Genomic DNA, 16,545 nt, shown 5'->3' with positions numbered 1-16,545 from the left:
TCAACGAGGGTGCGACTGCTTGAAAGAAAACGGGCCGGACTTTTGCAAAAGTCCGGCCCGTGCTCTTTAATCCCTGCGCCGACCTGCGGTGTGTTTGCGCAGTTTCGACGGCGGTGCCTTTTTGCGGCCCTTGTACGGGTTCGCATCATTTTGCCCGCGCATCCAAAGCCGGATCGGCGTGCCGGGCATGTCAAAATCGACCCGCAAACCATTCACCAGATAGCGGCTATAGCTTTCTGGCACCTTGTCAGGATGGCTGCACATCACCACAAAACCCGGCGGGCGGGTCTTGGCCTGCGTCATATAGCGCAGCTTGATCCGCTTGCCCTGCGGCGCGGGCGGCGGGTGCGCCTCCATCATACCGGCAAGCCAACGGTTCAGCTGCGCCGTACTGATCCGGCGGTTCCACACGTCATAGGCCCGCATGATCGCCTCATGCAGACGGTCCAGCCCGCGGCCCGTCTTGGCCGATACCGTGATCAGTGGCGCACCGCGCAATTGCGGGAGCAGACGTTCAAAGCTTTCTTTCAGCGACTTGAGCTTGGCCTGCCGCTCATCCTCGATGTCCCATTTGTTGACCGCAATGATCACCGCGCGGCCTTCGCGTTCGGCCAGATCGGCGATGCGCAAGTCCTGTTGCTCAAAGGGGATTTCTGCGTCCAGCAGGACAACGACGACCTCGGCAAACTTGACCGCGCGCAGACCATCGCTGACGCTGAGTTTCTCCAGCTTTTCCTGCACCTTGGCTTTTTTACGCATGCCAGCGGTGTCAAAGATCCGCATTGGCACGCCGTTCCATTCGGTGCGCAGGGAAATCGCATCTCGGGTGATGCCCGCCTCTGGGCCAGTCAGCAAACGATCCTCGCCCATGATCTGGTTGATCAGGGTGGATTTGCCCGCATTGGGACGGCCCACAACCGCAACCTGCAATGGCTTGGCGTTGGTAGGCACGGGAACCGCATCTGGATCTTCGGCCTCATCCTCGGTCAGATCGACATCGGTTTCGGGTGCGTCGTCACTGGCACGTTCGGCATAGCCATCGGCCAAGGGCATCAGAACCGAATAGAGGTCGTTCAAACCTTCGCCATGTTCGGCAGACATGCGGATCGGTTCGCCCAATCCCAGCGAATAGGCCTCGATCACGCCCGCATCGGCGGCTTTGCCTTCGGCCTTGTTGGCGGCCAGAATCACATGAGCAGAGCGTTTGCGCAGAATATCGGCAAAAACCAGATCAGACGGGGTGATTCCGACCCGCGCATCGACCATGAACAGGCAAATGTCAGCCATATCGACCGCCCGTTCGGTCAGGCGGCGCATCCGGCCCTGAAGGCTGTCATCGGTGACCTCTTCCAGACCGGCGGTATCCACCACGGTAAAGCGCAGATCGGCCAGACGCGCCGCGCCTTCGCGCAAATCGCGTGTCACGCCCGGCTGGTCATCGACCAAGGCCAGACGTTTGCCGACAAGACGGTTGAACAGCGTGGATTTGCCCACATTGGGGCGGCCCACGATGGCGAGAGTAAAGGACATTTTAAGGCTCCGGGCCGGATCAGGCCAAATCAAGCCTGCGCTTTAGACCATTTCGCGGTCAACGGAAAGCGTGCAATTGCCCCTTGCGCGAGACAAGGTACAGCGTGCCGCCCGCCACGACCGGCGCAGTGGTCGCCCCGCCGGGGATTGCGGTGGTGCCCAGAAGGCTGCCATCGCGTGGATCAAAGCTGCGCAGCACCCCGTCGCTGGAGGCCACATGCACACGCCCGCCCGCCACAACAGGGCCGTGATGGGCGTAGACCTCGGACTGCCGCTTGGGCTTGGATTTCACAAAGTTCGGCAGGGGTACGCCCCAGATGCGGCTGCCATCATTGGCATCTAGGCGCACCAGTTCATTGAGATCGGTCAGCGCAAAGACGCTGCCGGCAACCGGCCAGACCGGGCCAATTGCGCCCTCGCGGGCGGTCCATGCCGGTTGGCCGCTGCCCAGTTTAAGCGCCATCAGACGGCCAGACTGGTTGCCAGCATAAAGGGTATCGCCCGACAGCATAGGCGCGGAGGTGACGTCAGAGATAGACGACATCGCGCGGCCGGGGCGTTTGCCCACGACGGCTGTGTTCCAGCGCGGCAAACCGCCACGGCGGAACACCGCCTGCACTTCGCCCGACCCAAAAGAGAAAATCGCCAATTGGTCATTTACCACAGGGGCCGGTGTGCCCAGCACATTCTGCAGACTTGGCGTTGCGGACACCTGCCATTGGATGCGGCCGTCGGATTTGCGCACAGCCCAGCCCGTGTCATCCCCTGCGGTCAGGTAAACCAGATCGCCATAAACCGTTGGGGTGCCCGTGCCACTGGCATCGAGGTCTTGCGACCAGCGCACCGCGCCGGATGCCGCGTCGATGGCCGACAGCACACCATACCCCACAGAGACATAGACAGTGTCGCCCTCAACCGCGAGGCCGCCGCCAGAGCTTTGCCCGGCTTTGTCTGACGCCGGGGTCAGATCGCGCGACCACAAGGTTGCACCCGAGGTGGATGTGGCTGTCAATGTCGCCGATGCATCAAGGGTGAAGACCCGCCCGGATGCGACAACAGGATTGGCGGAGATCCGCAATTTTCGGCTGTCACCTTGACCGATATCCGCGCTCCACGCCAGTTGCGGCGCGGCGCGCAGGGCCGGATGGGATGTGCGGTACTTTGGTGTGCCCGCGCTTTGGCTCCAGCTGGCGTTGTTGCTGGCAGCGCCCAGCGCGATGGGGCGACTTTCATTCGGGCTGGTATCACGCACCTGAAGCGGTTCAGCAAGATCGGGATCCGTCAGCACCGAACGGACGTTTTCCCGTTCGCCGACCAGATAGGTCTCTCTCTCGGTGCAGGCGCTCAGCACCAGCGCACCGGCAAAAAGGCCGCACATCACCGGATGGACCGCAAAACGCTTTGGTTGGATCATCGCCCTGCTCACTTCTGTTTCGTCTTTTCGGGGCGCACCCCGTTCATCAATTCTCGCCTGCGGGCGCTTCGGCCCCGTCCAATCCGACAATACCGTCCAGATCAGGTTCGCCGCCCAAGGCTACAATCACCTGTAGCGCACGTTGTTGCAAGTCCGAGGTCGTCTCGGCATCCGCCAGAATGGCCTGATAGCGCTCAAGCGCCGCTTCGGGTGCGCCGGTTTCAATGTCGATCAAGGCCAATTGTTCCACCGCCAGCAGCCGCAACGGGTTGCCCGGCTGCGCCATCGCCTCAAACGACAAGCGGCGGTCATCCGCCGGAGTGGTGCCCGTTTGCAGGGTCAATGACTTGAAACCGGCAATCTGGCGATAAATCTGGGGAACCTCGCCGTCGATGGCCAGCGCATCAAGGGTTTCAACCGCAGCGGCGGCATCACCTGCGGTGGCTTGCTCAGCTGCGGTCATAAGGCGGAGCACCGCTCTGGCCCCCGGTGTGCCTGCCTCAATCGCAGCCAATTGGCTGGCTCGTGCGGCGCTTTCGTTTTGCTCAAGCGCGTTGAGCATCGCGTCACCCAAAGCTTCGGCTTGCGCTCTGGTCTGGGCTTTTTGGTATTCGTTCCAAGAGGCGCCGCCGACGATCAACAAGATCACAAGGACCGCGATCCAGCCATATCGGCGCAACATTTTGTACAGCCGATCACGGCGCACTTCTTCGTTGACCTCTTCGATGAAACTGTCGGTATCGCTCATTGCGCCTGCCCCCGGCCTTCGATTTTGACCCTCTTAGCCTGCCTACCGCATCAAGCCAAGGCCTTGCCCGCCCTCTATCTGCCTGATTTTCCGGCTTGCAATCGATTCAATATAAAAAAAATGCGCACCTAAACTAGTCAGTTTAGATAACATACCCTAAATAGTGCCCATGGCCGCTCCTGAATGGATTGGTCCATCATATTTTTGCGAGGCACTCAGATGCGCATTTTCTCCATTTTGGCCGCTTTGGTCGTGACCGTTCTTTTGGCAATGTCAATTCTGGCCCGCCCACAGCTGATGGCCCTTTTGGGCATGAGCGGCGATGCCGAAGAAACACAAACCAATACATTGAACACCGGCGAGGCGGACGCGGAAAATGCCGCATCCCAGAACCTTGTCAAAGTTCTGGTGCGCAAAGTGATCGCAGAACAAGTGGACAGCGCGGTGATCCTGCGCGGACAAACAGCCGCCGCACGGCAGGTCGATGTGAAATCTGAAACCTCCGCCATTGTCGCCTCAGCGCCGCTGCGCAAAGGCTCCAGTGTTGTGGAGGGTCAGGCGCTCTGTGTGCTGGACCCCGGCACGCGCGGCTCCGCGTTGGAAGAGGCCCGCGCCCGCCTGACCGAAGCGCAATCGCGCGTTCCAGAATCAGAAGCCCGCGTGGAAGAAGCGCGTGCGCGATTGGAAGAAGCCAAGATCAACCAAAACGCCGCCACACGCCTTATTCAGGATGGCTTTGCCTCGCAAACGCGTGTGGCCTCTGCTGATGCCTCCGTGGCGGCAGCCAAGGCGTCGGTCAGCTCTGCCACGTCTGGTCTGTCCTCGGCCAAGGCCAGCATCGAAGCGGCAACCGCATCGGTGGCCAGCGCTGAGAAAGAAATTGAACGCCTGACCATTCGTGCGCCCTTTGGCGGTTTGCTGGAAAGTGACACGGCTGAATTGGGCAGCTTGCTGCAGCCCGGTGCGCTTTGCGCGACAATCATCCAGCTGGATCCGATCAAACTGGTCGGCTTTGTGCCTGAGACCGAAGTGAACCGCGTTAGCCTTGGTGCCCGCGCCGGTGCGCAACTGGCCGCTGGTGGTCAACAAGTGTTTGGCGAAGTGGTGTTCCTGTCCCGCTCTGCCGATCCGCAAACCCGCACATTCCGCGTGGAAATTGACGTGCCGAACAGTGATCTGGCGATCCGCGATGGCCAGACCGCCGAGATCGGCATCGCCTCCGCCGGGGTCAAAGCGCATCTTATTCCACAATCTGCGCTTACGCTGAATGATGATGGTGCATTGGGCGTCCGGATGATTGATGACGCCGCTGTGGTGGCCTTTGCCCCCGTCGAGATCATGCGCGACACACCGAAAGGCATCTGGATCACCGGCCTGCCGCTTGAAGCCGATATCATCGTGGTTGGCCAGGAGTATGTCACCGCTGGCGTCACTGTTGCACCGACCTGGGAGGAGCTGAGCCAATGACCGGTATCGTCGATTGGGCCGCTGGCCGTGCCCGGATGGTGATGGCCTTTATCCTGCTCAGCCTTGTGGTGGGCGGATATTCCTATTCCACACTTCCCAAAGAAGGTGAGCCGGACATTGAAATCCCGGCTCTTTTTGTATCGGTCCCCTTCCCTGGTATTTCAGCAGCAGACAGTGAAACACTGCTGGTCAAGCCGATGGAAACTGAACTGGCCGATCTGGATGGTCTCAAACAGATGTCCGGCACGGCGGCGGAAAACTACGCCGGTGTGGCGCTGGAGTTTGAATTTGGTTGGGATAAGACCAAGATCATGGCCGATGTCCGCGATGCGATGTCGACCGCCGAGGCGAATTTCCCGGAAGGCGCGGAAAAATACACGATCAACGAGATCAACTTTTCCGAATTCCCGATCATCATTGTCAACCTGACCGGCCCAGTGCCTGAACGCACGATGGCGCGGGTTGCTCGTGACTTGCAGGATGATCTTGAGGCGCTGGATGCGGTGCTTGAGGCCGGTCTGGCCGGAGACCGCGACGAGATGCTGGAGGTTTTGATCGACCCGTTGCGCCTTGAAGCCTACAACGTGACGGCGGGCGAATTGATCAATGTGGTCAAGAACAACAACCAATTGATCGCCGCTGGCGAGATCGAAAGCGATCAAGGCTCCTTTGCGGTCAAGATCCCGTCGTCCTTTGACGAGCCCCGCGATGTCTATGCCCTGCCGGTCAAGACCAATGGCGACCGGGTTGTGACGCTTGGCGATCTGGCCGAGATCAACCTGACCTTCGAAGACCGCAAAGGCACAGCCCGCTTTAACGGCGAAAAGACGCTGGCGCTTCAGGTGGTCAAACGCAAGGGGTTTAACCTGATCGACACCGCGCAACTGGTCAAAGAAATCGTCGCGGAACGCAGCGCCGAATGGCCTGATGGTCTTCAGGCGGCGGTGACCGTTGGCACCTCGAACGACCAAAGCCGCATCGTTGACAGCATGGTGCAACAGCTGCTTGGCTCGGTCTTTACCGCCGTGGCGCTGGTGATGATCGTGGTGCTGGCCGCACTTGGCATCCGCGCGGCACTGCTCGTTGGTTTTGCCATTCCGACCTCGTTCCTTTTGTGTTTCGCCTTTCTTGCATTAATGGGGATCTCGATCTCCAACATCGTGATGTTTGGTCTGATCCTCGCGGTCGGCATGCTGGTGGATGGCGCGATTGTGGTGGTCGAATACGCCGATGCCCGCCAACAAGAGGGCGTTGGCCCAATGCACGCCTATGTTGACGCGGCCAAGCGGATGTTCTGGCCGATCATCAGCTCCACCGCGACGACGCTTTGTGCCTTCCTGCCCATGCTGTTCTGGCCTGGTGTGCCCGGTGAATTCATGGGCATGTTGCCCGTGACGCTGATCTTTGTTCTGTCTGCCTCGCTGGTTGTGGCCTTGGTGTACCTGCCGGTTCTGGGCGGTGTCACCGGACGGCTTGAGCGTTGGATGGCCAACAACATGGAAGCCATTGCTGGCCTGCGCTGGTATCTGCATATTCTGCTGTTCCCTGTTGCACTGGCGATGATCATGGTGCCAATGGCAGGCATGTCGCCGCTCTTTGCTGTGATCTCTGCACGGTTTGCCGAAATGAACGCGCTGAATGTGCTTGGCTCCGTGGTGCCGACCTTTGCCGTTGTGTTCTTCTGCGTGGTCGTGCTGGCCGCGCTGCTGGCAGTGGGGCTGTCGGGCGCGATGCTGGGGCTGTTGGCGTTCTTTGGCGTCTTTACCCGACTGGGGCGCGGTGGCCGCTGGGTCACCTCGAAACTGTTCCGCAAAACCCCGGACAAGATCAACGCGGGCTACCGCCGCAACGGCTTTGGCCGGGTGATAGCCTTTATCGCGGGCAATCCGGTGATGCCGCTGGCGATGGCGGGCATTGTGTTTGTCTTTGTCGGATCGGTTCTGATCTACTTTTCCAACAACTCCAAAGGGGTTGAGTTCTTTGTGGAATCCGAACCGGAGCAAGCCATCGTCTATGTGCTGGCCCGCGGGAACCTGAGCCTTGATGAAAAAGATGCGCTTTTGCAAAAGGCCGAAGACATCGTCTTGCAGCATCCGGGCATCCAGACGGCCTTTGCCTTTGCTGGCGAAGGGGGCTTGGACAGTAACACCGGCGGCGCGGTCACACCCAAAGACAGCATTGGGCAGGTCCAGCTTGAAACCATCCCGTGGGAGGATCGCCCCAACCGCAGCACTGTCTTGTTCACGGTGCCTTTTGTGGGCTTCGAAGTGCGGCGCGAAACGCAGGATCCGGCCTATGACGGCGATGTCATCATCGCCGAGTTGACCGAACAGCTGGAAAACATCCCCGGCATTCGGGTCGAAATTTTGGCGCAGGCCCGCGGGCCTGCCTCGGGGAAACCGGTGCATCTGCGGTTGAAGTCCGACAGCTATTCGGACCTCATCGCAGCCACCGCCATGGCGCGGCAGCAATATGAGGCAACCCCCGGTCTGACCCTGATCGAAGACACCCGCCCCCTGCCCGGCATCGACTGGAAAATCGACGTGGATGTGGAAAAAGCGGGCCGCTACGGCGCGGATGTTCTGACCGTGGGCGCGATGGTGCAGTTGGTCACGCGCGGGCTGCTGCTCGACACCATGCGGGTCGACAGCTCGGACGAAGAGATCGAAATCCGCGTGCGCCTGCCCGAGAAAGACCGGGTGCTCAGCACACTGGACACGCTCAAGGTGCGCACAGCTGACGGGTTGATCCCGCTGAGCAACTTCATCACCCGCACGCCCGTGCCAAAGCTGGCAGAGGTCAACCGCGTGGATCAAAAACGCTATCTCGATGTTAAGGCGGATGTGGCACCCGGCCTGATGAAACTGGTCAAGGCCAGCGGCACCGACCGCACCGACACCACGGTGACCCTCGCCACCCTGCGGCCCGCAGGCAATGACGCCGACATCACCTCGGCGGACGGTATCGCGTATAAGATCACCAACCGCGCAGAAGCCGCAGGCGATTCAGATTTGCAGGCCGGGCTTACCGCTGGCGATTTCCGCCTGGTTCCGATCAACCCCAATGAACGGATCGCAGAGATCACCAAATGGCTGGATACCAAACCGCTGGGCCTTGGCGTCACCTATGAATGGACCGGCGATCAGGAAGATCAGGCCGAAAGCCAAGCCTTCCTCAGCTCGGCCTTCACGGCGGCACTGGGTTTGATGTTCATCATTCTGCTGGCGCAGTTCAACTCCTTCTATAACGCGGTTCTGGTGCTGCTCGCGGTGGTTCTGTCGACCACAGGCGTGCTGATCGGGATGCTGGTGATGGACCAGACCTTCTCGATCATCATGACCGGCACGGGGATCGTCGCCTTGGCAGGGATCGTGGTGAACAACAACATCATCCTGATCGACACCTTTCAGGAATATGAACGCTATATGCCCCGGATTGAGGCTATCATTCGTACAGCGCAGGCGCGGATCAGGCCTGTATTGCTGACCACCATCACCACCATGGCGGGCCTTGCCCCGATGATGTTCGGCCTCAGCCTGAACTTCGCCGATGGCGGTTACACCATCGACAGCCCAACTGCGCTGTGGTGGAAACAGCTGGCAACGGCTGTGGTCTTCGGCCTTGGGATTGCGACGGTTCTGACTTTGATCGTCACCCCGTCCATGCTGGCAATCCGGGTCTGGGCGACAACCTACATCCGTTGGGTGGCGCGTCTGCTGGCCAAGATGTCACTGGGCCGCGCCAGCCGCGCCGCACAAGACTGGGCGCTGCAACGTGACGCCCGTCGCATGAACGCCCAAGAGATCATTTGGGACGACAGCGCCGCCGCGTCGCCTACACCGGCAGGATAACTGCTCCGGTCATGCGAAGGCTGCGGCCCTCGCCAACAACCAAAACCCGAACGGCCCGCAGTGAATCAACACTGCGGGCCGTTGCTTTTGTGAATACTAAAACATGTGCACCGCCCCAGCACCGAACACAGCTGCCAAAGCAGGCCACCGCCCCCTGCTTCATTTGGCAAGAAAAACTCAATCCTGCCCCGTCAACAAACTCAGGCGCCCGCGATGAAGCGGCGGTTAGCCCTCTTCAGCCTGCTGGCGATGCCACAGCTGCGCATAGCGGCCATCCTGCTCTATGAGCTCATCATGCCGCCCTTGCTCGACCACGGCGCCTTTTTCCAGAACCACAATCAGATCTGCGTCCGCAATCGTGCTTAACCGGTGCGCAATGGTCAGAACCGTGCGCCCCTGCCCGGCCCGCATCAGAGCGTCCTGAATTTCATGCTCTGTCTCACTGTCCAGCGCCGAGGTCGCCTCATCCAGCAGCAGGATCGGCGGATCTTTCAGCAAGGTGCGCGCAATGCCCACCCGTTGCTTTTCGCCGCCTGACAGTTTCAGCCCGCGCTCACCCACCGTGGTGTCATAGCCATCGGGCAGGCCCACGATAAAGTCGTGGATCTGCGCGTCTTTGGCTGCGGCTTCGACCTCCTCCTGGCTGGCCCCATCGCGGCCATAGGCGATGTTGTAGCGGATCGTGTCATTGAAGAGCACCGTGTCCTGAGGCACCACGCCAATGGCTTGATGCAGGCTCAGCTGGGTCACGTCCCGCACATCTTGCCCGTCGATTTTCACCGCCCCCGACTGCACATCGTAAAACCGGAACAGCAACCGCCCGATGGTCGATTTGCCCGATCCGGTAGACCCGACAATCGCAACCGTTTGCCCCGGTTTTGCATCAATGCTGACACCGCTGAGGATGGTACGATCGGGGTCATAGCCAAAGACCACATTCTCCAGTGTCACCTGCCCGCCGTTGACCTTGAGATCCGCCGCATTCTGGCGATCCTGTATCTCGGCCGGTTGTTCCAAAAGGCCAAACATCTGGCCCATGTCCACAAGCGCCTGCCGGATTTCGCGATAGACCGTGCCAAGGAAATTCAGCGGCACGGTGATCTGAACCATATAGGCGTTGACCATGACAAAATCGCCCACCGTCAATGTCCCGTTCTGCACGCCAACCGCAGCCAGAACCATCACACCCACCAAACCGCAGGTGATGATCAGGGATTGGCCAAAGTTCAGGAACGCCAACGAGTAATTGGTCTTGATCGCCGCAACCTCATAGCCTTCCATCGCCGCGTCATATCGGGCGGCCTCGCGCGCCTCGGCGCCAAAGTATTTCACGGTTTCATAATTCAGCAGGCTGTCGATGGCCTTTTGATTGGCATCGGTGTCCTGATCATTCATCTGGCGGCGCAGCTTCACCCGCCATTCGGTCACGGCAAAGGTGAACCAGACATAAAGGCCAATGGTCCCCGCAACGATGGCCAGATACCACGCATCAAACAGGATCGTCAGGATCACGCCGATCAGCAACAACTCAAGGATCAGCGGCCCAATCGAGAACAACAGGAACCTGAGCAGAAACTCGACCCCCTTCACGCCCCGTTCAATGATCCGCGACAAGCCGCCGGTCTTGCGTGTGATATGATAGCGCATTGAGAGACGGTGAATATGGTTAAAGGTCTCAAGCGCCAGCATCCGCAGGGCCCTTTGGGCCACACGGGTAAAGATTGCGTCGCGCAGTTGTTGAAAGCCCACCGTCATCAACCGCGCCATGCCGTATGCGATGGTCAGGCCAATCGCCCCCAACGCCAGCATCGGCACGCCTTCTGCGGCCAACCCGTCCACCGCGCCCTTGTAAAAAAGCGGCGTGGCGACCGAAATCAACTTGGACACCACCAGTGCCACCATCGCCCAAACCACCCGGTGCTTCACCCATGGCATGTTGGACGGCCACAGATAGGGCGCCACCTTGCGCAGCACCAAAAGCGCCGATTGGCGTTCCGCCTGATCGGCCAGTTCGGCATCGCTCAACAGTTTTTTGGGATCGCCGGTTTTGGCGGATGCGGCGCGGGCAGTGTCAGAGGGCATAGGAGTTCCAATTCGGGTTCCCCGTTACATAGGCCGCTGATCCGGCAGTTGCCAGTGGCGGTGCGCATTTCCCGCGCCATTGACGGCACCGCGACGGACCAATCAATCAACCTTCAAGACGATTTTCCCGATGTAACCTTTTTCGCCAAACGCCTTTTGCGCAACGCCAATATCGGCAAGGGGATGGATCTGTGCCACCAATGGGGCGATCTCCTTGCGCTCGATGCGCCCGATCAGATTGCCAAACACTTCTGGTTCCAGAACTGTACAGCCGAAAAAGCTGAGGTCTTTGAGGTAAAGCGTGCGCACGTCCAGCTCCACCATTGGCCCGCCAATGGCCCCTGCCACCGCATAGCGCCCGCCCGGGCGCAGCAGATCAAGCAGAACAGGCCAGCTTGGCCCTGCGACCAAATCAATCACCACATCGATGCAGCCCTCACCCACATTCGCAACAAAATCATCACCGCGGTCCAGCGTTTGGACGGCGCCAAGGCGGGTCAATGCCTCCGCCTTGGCAGCGCTGGTGACCGCGATCACCTCGGCGCCGCGGGCCTGTGCCAGTTGCACCGCCGCCGATCCCACGCCGCCCGATGCGCCGGTGACCAGCACCCGGTCGCCCTTGCAGACCTTTGCACGGGTCAACATGTTTTCCGCCGTGGAATAGGAGCAGGGAAAAGAGGCCAGCTCAACATCCGTCAGATCGCTGTTGATCGCATAGGCATGGCCTGCGGCCACCTTGGTGTATTGGGCAAATCCACCGTCACATTCGGACCCGATGTACCATGCCCTATCCAGGGCCGCGCCATCCGCCTCGCGCAGGCACGGCTCGATCAACACCCGCTCTCCGATCCGGGACGGGCCTATGTCCTGCCCAACCGCAACAATCTGCCCGCAGATATCGGCACCCTGAACGCGCGGAAAGGTCAGCGGCTTGCCTGACCAGGTGGCATCATCTGCCTTAGCCGCGCCCTTGGAATACCATGCAAGACGGGTGTTGATATCGGTGTTGTTGACCGCCGCTGCACCGACCTTGACCACGACGTCAGCACGCCCCGGCGTTGGAACAGGCAGGTCATCGTGCCACTCCAACATCTCCGGCCCGCCGTGACCTGCCAATACAACGCCGCTCATTTTCTGGGGGATGGGCATAGCTCTCTCCACGATTGGTCGGATGAAACCCTCAAAGAAAACCGAAAGGCTGTCAATCGGCGGCACAGGCAGGCCTTCAAAATTGACAAACCCATGTGCAGATGATCCAAGGGCGGCACATTCCAATCTGCCTTGAAAAACGGGACTCCCCTGCCATGACCGACACAAAACGGATCGTACTATCAAGTGATCACACGGCCATTGATCTGCGCCAAACAATTGCCGCGCATATCACTTCGCTTGGGTGGGAGGCCGTGGATATCGGCCCGGCAACACCTGAAAGCACCCATTACCCCGATCACGGTCAAGCGGCGGCACAAAAAGTAGCATCCGGTGATTGCCAATTCGGGATCATCCTCTGCGGGACCGGCCAAGGGATCATGATGGCCGCCAACAAGGTCAAAGGCGTGCGCTGCGGCGTCTGCTCTGACACGTTCTCGGCTGCAATGATCCGCCAGCACAATGACGCCAACATCCTGTCGATGGGCGCACGGGTGATCGGCGAAGGTCTGGCGTTGAGCATCGTTGACGCCTTCCTAAGCGCCGAATTTGAAGGCGGACGCCACGCCATCCGTGTGGACATGATCAAGGCCCTTGAGGCGTAAAACACCACGGCCTGTCTCCGTGGCAAACACCCGGGGCCTTGCCCCGGACCCCAGAGGTTTAAAGGCCAAATGAAGAAAGAGGCGCTCTTGTCTTCATTTGGCCAGAAAAACCTCCGGGGGAAGCGCCGCGCAGCGGCGGTGGGGGCTGGCCCCCTATTCCGTCAGTCAGGAAGATCAAAGACCTGTCCGGGATAGATCAGATCCGGATCGCGGATCGCATCCCGGTTGGCGTCAAACACCCGTACATAAAGCAGCCCATCGCCGTAGCGATCCCGGGCAATGGCCCAGAGCGTTGCGCCTTTTTGGACAGTGATGGCCTTGATCGGCCCTTCGAGGTCTTGTGTGGCTTCGGCCAGAACCGTTTGGGATTCGCGTTTGAACGGGGTTTCAAGCCGGTGGGTCACGCTGCCTGATGCCGCAAGTCCATCGACCCGCAAGGTATAGATACCCGCCGCGATGCCTTGGACCGTGCCGCCCCATCGCCCGTCAGCGGAAACGGGGAAATCGGCGATGGCGGTGTTGTTGAGGTAGGCCCGCACGTTGCGGGTGTCGCCTTTTGCCCGGCCCGACAGCAGAACGTCACCGTTGTCTGCATAGCTGATCGTGTCGAGGGCGACGCTGTTGTCGATCACTGGCGTTGCGGGATTGAGCAGTTCAACCCCTTCTGAAGTTGATTTCAGCACCGCGACCTGTGCAGGGGCGTCCTCGACAGGCGCGTCAGCAACGTTCGGTTCTGCGGTTGCCTCAGGCGCGGGCGCGGTTTCGGCGACCGTGGTTTCCGCCGGTTGCGGAGGAGTTTCTTCTGGCGCGGCGGTCGGTTCTTGCGCGGTCGCGGCGGGCTTTGTCGCTGGATCTGTTGCGGGCTCTACCGCAGCAACAACCGCTGGTGCCGGGTCGATTGGCGTTTCGGCTTCGGGTTGGGCGATCGCGGTTTCGGCCTGATCATTGGCCGGCTCAACCGTGGCGGCTGCAACTTCTGGCGCGGGGTCCGGCGTGTCGGTTGTTGTGTCTGGCAATGCCTCCGGCGTTGGCGCGGGGAGGACGGCGGCCTCTGTTACCGGTTCGGCCAATTCGGCAGTTTCCGTATCCCGCTCCGCTCCGCTTTCAGCCGTGGCTGCTTCTGGCGCTGTCTGCGAGGTTTGCGGTGTAACGGGATCCGTCCCGTCCGCGATCTGGGCCGTTTCAGCATCCTCAGCTTTTGGCGTGACGGGTTCGGCGGCTTGCGCAGTTACAGTCTCTGCCTCAGCCACGGGTTCCGGCGTTTCGGGTTCCTGTGCCGCTTCGGCAACCACCACAGGTGCGGCAAGGGGGGCAAGAATGATCTCACCGTCAGACAGGATTTCGTTGCCATCCACCATCTGCATCAGCGACAGGGCGTGGGGCTTTCCATCCGGCAGGATCATCATCAAGGCAGCAAATTTGCCCGATCCGTCTGCGGTCGTCTTTGCGATCTCGACACCGTCCTGAAGGATCTGAACAATAGCGCCCGGCGCGGCGCGGCCTGCGATCACCGTCATACCGTCCTCTTCGCGGCGCACCTCGTCAAAGGCCGGGGGCGCCGGGATCTCGGCCATTGCGGATTCGGTGGCCTTTTCTTCCGGGGCAGGATCTGGTGAGACGGATTCTGGCTCGGCTTCCGCTGTTTCGACCGAGGGCGTAGGGGCCGTTTCGGTCTCTGGCACTTCGGCAGTTTCGGTCTGTTGAACCGCAGGCGCCGGCGCTGGTTTCACTTGCGCCGCCGGGATCACCGTCGCGGGGTCTTCGCGGCCAAACTGGACCCAGGCCGCCGCACCTGCGATGACCACTCCAACAGCACCCGCCACCGCGGCGCCGGACGCGCCGCCCAGACCGGCCAAAAACTTGCTCATGACTTTCGTTCCCCCAAGGTTGAGCCTTTCTAGCAAGCAGTCTAACAGGGGTCAAAACGCGCCCCCTTAGCGCGGCATTTTTTTTGGCTCAGGAGGCGACATGGTTCAGAAATCTTTGTGCGTTTATTGTGGATCACGCCCCGGCGACGATCCGGCCTTTACCGCCGATGCCGAAATGCTGGGCCGCGGATTGGCCAAGGCGGGGCTTCGGTTGGTCTATGGCGCTGGCGATGTTGGCCTGATGGGCAGCGTCGCGCGCGCGGCACAATCGGCGGGCGGCACCACCTTTGGCGTGATCCCAAAACACCTTGTGGATTGGGAGGTCGGCAAGACCGATTTGACCAGCTATGTGGTGACCGAAACCATGCATGAACGCAAAAAAGTGATGTTCATGAACTGCGATGCTGTGGCGGTTTTGCCCGGCGGCGCGGGGTCTTTGGATGAACTGTTTGAGGTGCTGACATGGCGGCAACTGGGACTGCACGACAAGCCCGTTTATCTTGTGAATACAAATAGTTATTGGGATCCACTGATGACGCTGCTGCAACATGTTGTGGCGCGCGGCTTTGCAGATGCAAGCGTGCTCGATTACATCACAATCTGCGACAGTGCCGCGGCGGCCCTAGTCAAGATCCAGGCTGATTTTTCCTGACCTTTGATCTGTACCTTCTGAGAGATGACATCGGTCAAGAGCGCTGCGGTTGCCTTACCGTTTGGGTACATAATGGTCAGCGGTTTTGGCGTGCTGCGGCGTCTGGCGCCCGAGAAGATCGGCGAGGCGGTCCGCCTTGTCTTGACGGAACGACGGCCGAATATCACGCGGCAAGGAATACCTTCGAGAACCGCGTGAGGGCCCTTTTGGCACCCTGCCTGCGCTTGCCTCGCCGTGTGGCGCGTTTGCCACATTTTTCAACGTGAAAAGCAGTCTTTGGCGGCGAGGGCCCTGCCCCGCCGCCGAATGTTAGCCCCTTAGGCTGCAGCCAATTCGGTGCTCACAATCTTTTCGATCTCATCGATTGGGTGATTGGTCAGGGTTTTGGGCACTTCACCGATCACCTTTTGCGTGACCTCCTGGTGCAGTTCCTGCCGCAACTCACCCAGCGTATTGGGCGGCGCAACAATCACCAACTTACTGAACCGGCCTTTGTGGGCCTGTTTGTACAGAATATCGGCGAGGTCATGGGCAAACCGGTCTTTGGCCAGCTCATGCCAGTCGGTGTCAGCAACCGCTGAGCGATGCACCGAGGGGCCATCGTTGAACCGTCCGGGCCGATTTGCAGCTTGCTCGCGGTTGGGCGGGTTGTCTTGTTCCTCTTCGCGGAAGACCTCAAAGAAGGGATCTTGCCCATCGGTTTTGTTTTCGAGGAAAAGGGCCTTCTCGCCGTCCGCGATCAGAACCCATGTGCCGTTGTCGATCTGGGTCATGCTGCATCTCCGTGGTTGCGTTTGTCCTTGCCAGTGACGCGGGTTGCGCCAGCGGGGCGTTGGGTGGCGCGTTTTTCTTCGTCCTGCGTGGCCACGTCGCGCTGCAAATCTCCGCCGGAACGGCCTTGCTGGCTGATTTGGGTGGTGTCACCGAGGATTTTCTCGCTGTCTTTGCTGCCGTCTTGGGAGCGGTGCCGCTCTGCCATGGGGGCCTCCTGTTTGTTGTATTTCCATCTGAAAACCAACGTTGGGAGGGCGGAGAAGTTCCATCGCGAGGTCTGTTTGAAGGCTGTTTCCCATCCCGGAAACATGGACGGAGCCCCCCGGGTAGCGCCAAGCTCAGGTCAGGTAAATCGCCTGACGGTCACGGGCCCGTTGGAGAATTTAAATGATGTGAAAAGAAAGA

At 60.1% G+C, this 16,545-nt stretch carries 12 protein-coding genes; 4 read left to right on the top strand and 8 right to left on the bottom strand.

Annotation, left to right across the window (positions count from 1 at the left end; genetic code table 11):
* Window positions 1-66: 66 nt before the first annotated feature.
* Genes der through C8N31_RS15840 form a run of 3 tightly spaced genes read right to left on the bottom strand, consistent with a single transcriptional unit; the run spans window position 67 to window position 3,692 of the window.
* A complete protein-coding gene (gene der, locus C8N31_RS15850) occupies window positions 67-1,530 on the bottom strand; it encodes a ribosome biogenesis GTPase Der (RefSeq protein WP_025048707.1) in 1,464 nt (487 codons plus the stop codon).
* A 58-nt stretch (window positions 1,531-1,588) separates the two neighbouring features.
* Window positions 1,589-2,944, bottom strand: coding sequence for a PQQ-like beta-propeller repeat protein (locus C8N31_RS15845; protein ID WP_025048706.1), 1,356 nt, complete (start codon window positions 2,942-2,944; stop codon window positions 1,589-1,591).
* A gap of 46 nt (window positions 2,945-2,990) precedes the next feature.
* On the bottom strand, window positions 2,991-3,692 hold the full coding sequence (locus C8N31_RS15840) for a tetratricopeptide repeat protein (protein WP_025048705.1): 702 nt from the start codon (window positions 3,690-3,692) through the stop codon (window positions 2,991-2,993).
* Between the two features lie 219 nt (window positions 3,693-3,911).
* Between C8N31_RS15840 and C8N31_RS15835 the strand changes: the two genes are divergently transcribed.
* Both C8N31_RS15835 and C8N31_RS15830 read left to right on the top strand, forming a co-directional pair.
* Complete coding sequence (locus C8N31_RS15835; RefSeq protein WP_025048704.1) at window positions 3,912-5,159, top strand: efflux RND transporter periplasmic adaptor subunit; 1,248 nt, start codon at window positions 3,912-3,914, stop codon at window positions 5,157-5,159.
* Window positions 5,156-9,010, top strand: coding sequence for an efflux RND transporter permease subunit (locus C8N31_RS15830; RefSeq protein WP_025048703.1), 3,855 nt, complete (start codon window positions 5,156-5,158; stop codon window positions 9,008-9,010). The genes C8N31_RS15835 and C8N31_RS15830 overlap by 4 nt, the downstream gene beginning before the upstream one ends.
* Window positions 9,011-9,235: 225 nt before the next feature.
* On the opposite strand, the gene C8N31_RS15825 is transcribed toward C8N31_RS15830, so the two are convergent.
* Together C8N31_RS15825 and C8N31_RS15820 are read right to left on the bottom strand one after the other, a co-directional pair.
* On the bottom strand, window positions 9,236-11,092 hold the full coding sequence (locus tag C8N31_RS15825; RefSeq protein ID WP_025048702.1) for an ABCB family ABC transporter ATP-binding protein/permease: 1,857 nt from the start codon (window positions 11,090-11,092) through the stop codon (window positions 9,236-9,238).
* Between the two features lie 102 nt (window positions 11,093-11,194).
* The gene (locus C8N31_RS15820; protein ID WP_025048701.1) at window positions 11,195-12,241 is read right to left on the bottom strand and encodes an alcohol dehydrogenase family protein; all 1,047 of its coding nucleotides are present in this window, start codon (window positions 12,239-12,241) and stop codon (window positions 11,195-11,197) included.
* Window positions 12,242-12,396: 155 nt separating this feature from the next.
* Here C8N31_RS15820 and rpiB point away from each other — a divergent pair, with 155 nt between their 5' ends.
* Window positions 12,397-12,846 carry a ribose 5-phosphate isomerase B gene (rpiB, locus tag C8N31_RS15815; protein WP_025048700.1) on the top strand — a complete coding sequence of 150 codons (450 nt, stop codon included), beginning with the start codon at window positions 12,397-12,399 and terminating at the stop codon, window positions 12,844-12,846.
* A 161-nt stretch (window positions 12,847-13,007) separates the two neighbouring features.
* On the opposite strand, the gene C8N31_RS15810 is transcribed toward rpiB, so the two are convergent.
* Window positions 13,008-14,714 (bottom strand): LysM peptidoglycan-binding domain-containing protein, encoded by a 1,707-nt coding sequence (locus C8N31_RS15810; RefSeq protein WP_025048699.1) that lies wholly within the window; start codon window positions 14,712-14,714, stop codon window positions 13,008-13,010.
* 100 nt (window positions 14,715-14,814) lie between these two features.
* Between C8N31_RS15810 and C8N31_RS15805 the strand changes: the two genes are divergently transcribed.
* Window positions 14,815-15,366 carry an LOG family protein gene (locus C8N31_RS15805; RefSeq protein ID WP_025048698.1) on the top strand — a complete coding sequence of 184 codons (552 nt, stop codon included), beginning with the start codon at window positions 14,815-14,817 and terminating at the stop codon, window positions 15,364-15,366.
* Between the two features lie 317 nt (window positions 15,367-15,683).
* Here C8N31_RS15805 and C8N31_RS15800 read toward each other — a convergent pair whose 3' ends face one another.
* Complete coding sequence (locus C8N31_RS15800) at window positions 15,684-16,139, bottom strand: host attachment family protein (RefSeq protein WP_025048697.1); 456 nt, start codon at window positions 16,137-16,139, stop codon at window positions 15,684-15,686.
* The gene (locus C8N31_RS15795) at window positions 16,136-16,345 is read right to left on the bottom strand and encodes a hypothetical protein (RefSeq protein WP_025048696.1); all 210 of its coding nucleotides are present in this window, start codon (window positions 16,343-16,345) and stop codon (window positions 16,136-16,138) included. Before C8N31_RS15795 ends, C8N31_RS15800 begins: the two co-directional genes overlap by 4 nt.
* Between the last annotated feature and the right edge of the window lie 200 nt (window positions 16,346-16,545).

This window comes from Sulfitobacter mediterraneus, assembly GCF_003054325.1.
Taxonomy (GTDB): domain Bacteria; phylum Pseudomonadota; class Alphaproteobacteria; order Rhodobacterales; family Rhodobacteraceae; genus Sulfitobacter; species Sulfitobacter mediterraneus.
Note: the sequence above shows the minus strand (reverse complement) of the source record. Positions and strands in the feature narration are given on the sequence as shown.

What these genes read in the sequence shown, in the direction of transcription:
- der (WP_025048707.1), bottom strand. Translation starts at nt 1,530, where the DNA reads ATGTCCTTTACTCTCGCCATCGTGGGCCGCCCCAATGTGGGCAAATCC.
- rpiB (WP_025048700.1), top strand. Translation starts at nt 12,397, where the DNA reads ATGACCGACACAAAACGGATCGTACTATCAAGTGATCACACGGCCATT.
- C8N31_RS15845 (WP_025048706.1), bottom strand. Translation starts at nt 2,944, where the DNA reads ATGATCCAACCAAAGCGTTTTGCGGTCCATCCGGTGATGTGCGGCCTT.
- C8N31_RS15835 (WP_025048704.1), top strand. Translation starts at nt 3,912, where the DNA reads ATGCGCATTTTCTCCATTTTGGCCGCTTTGGTCGTGACCGTTCTTTTG.
- C8N31_RS15810 (WP_025048699.1), bottom strand. Translation starts at nt 14,714, where the DNA reads ATGAGCAAGTTTTTGGCCGGTCTGGGCGGCGCGTCCGGCGCCGCGGTG.
- C8N31_RS15825 (WP_025048702.1), bottom strand. Translation starts at nt 11,092, where the DNA reads ATGCCCTCTGACACTGCCCGCGCCGCATCCGCCAAAACCGGCGATCCC.
- C8N31_RS15805 (WP_025048698.1), top strand. Translation starts at nt 14,815, where the DNA reads ATGGTTCAGAAATCTTTGTGCGTTTATTGTGGATCACGCCCCGGCGAC.
- C8N31_RS15795 (WP_025048696.1), bottom strand. Translation starts at nt 16,345, where the DNA reads ATGGCAGAGCGGCACCGCTCCCAAGACGGCAGCAAAGACAGCGAGAAA.
- C8N31_RS15820 (WP_025048701.1), bottom strand. Translation starts at nt 12,241, where the DNA reads ATGCCCATCCCCCAGAAAATGAGCGGCGTTGTATTGGCAGGTCACGGC.
- C8N31_RS15830 (WP_025048703.1), top strand. Translation starts at nt 5,156, where the DNA reads ATGACCGGTATCGTCGATTGGGCCGCTGGCCGTGCCCGGATGGTGATG.
- C8N31_RS15840 (WP_025048705.1), bottom strand. Translation starts at nt 3,692, where the DNA reads ATGAGCGATACCGACAGTTTCATCGAAGAGGTCAACGAAGAAGTGCGC.
- C8N31_RS15800 (WP_025048697.1), bottom strand. Translation starts at nt 16,139, where the DNA reads ATGACCCAGATCGACAACGGCACATGGGTTCTGATCGCGGACGGCGAG.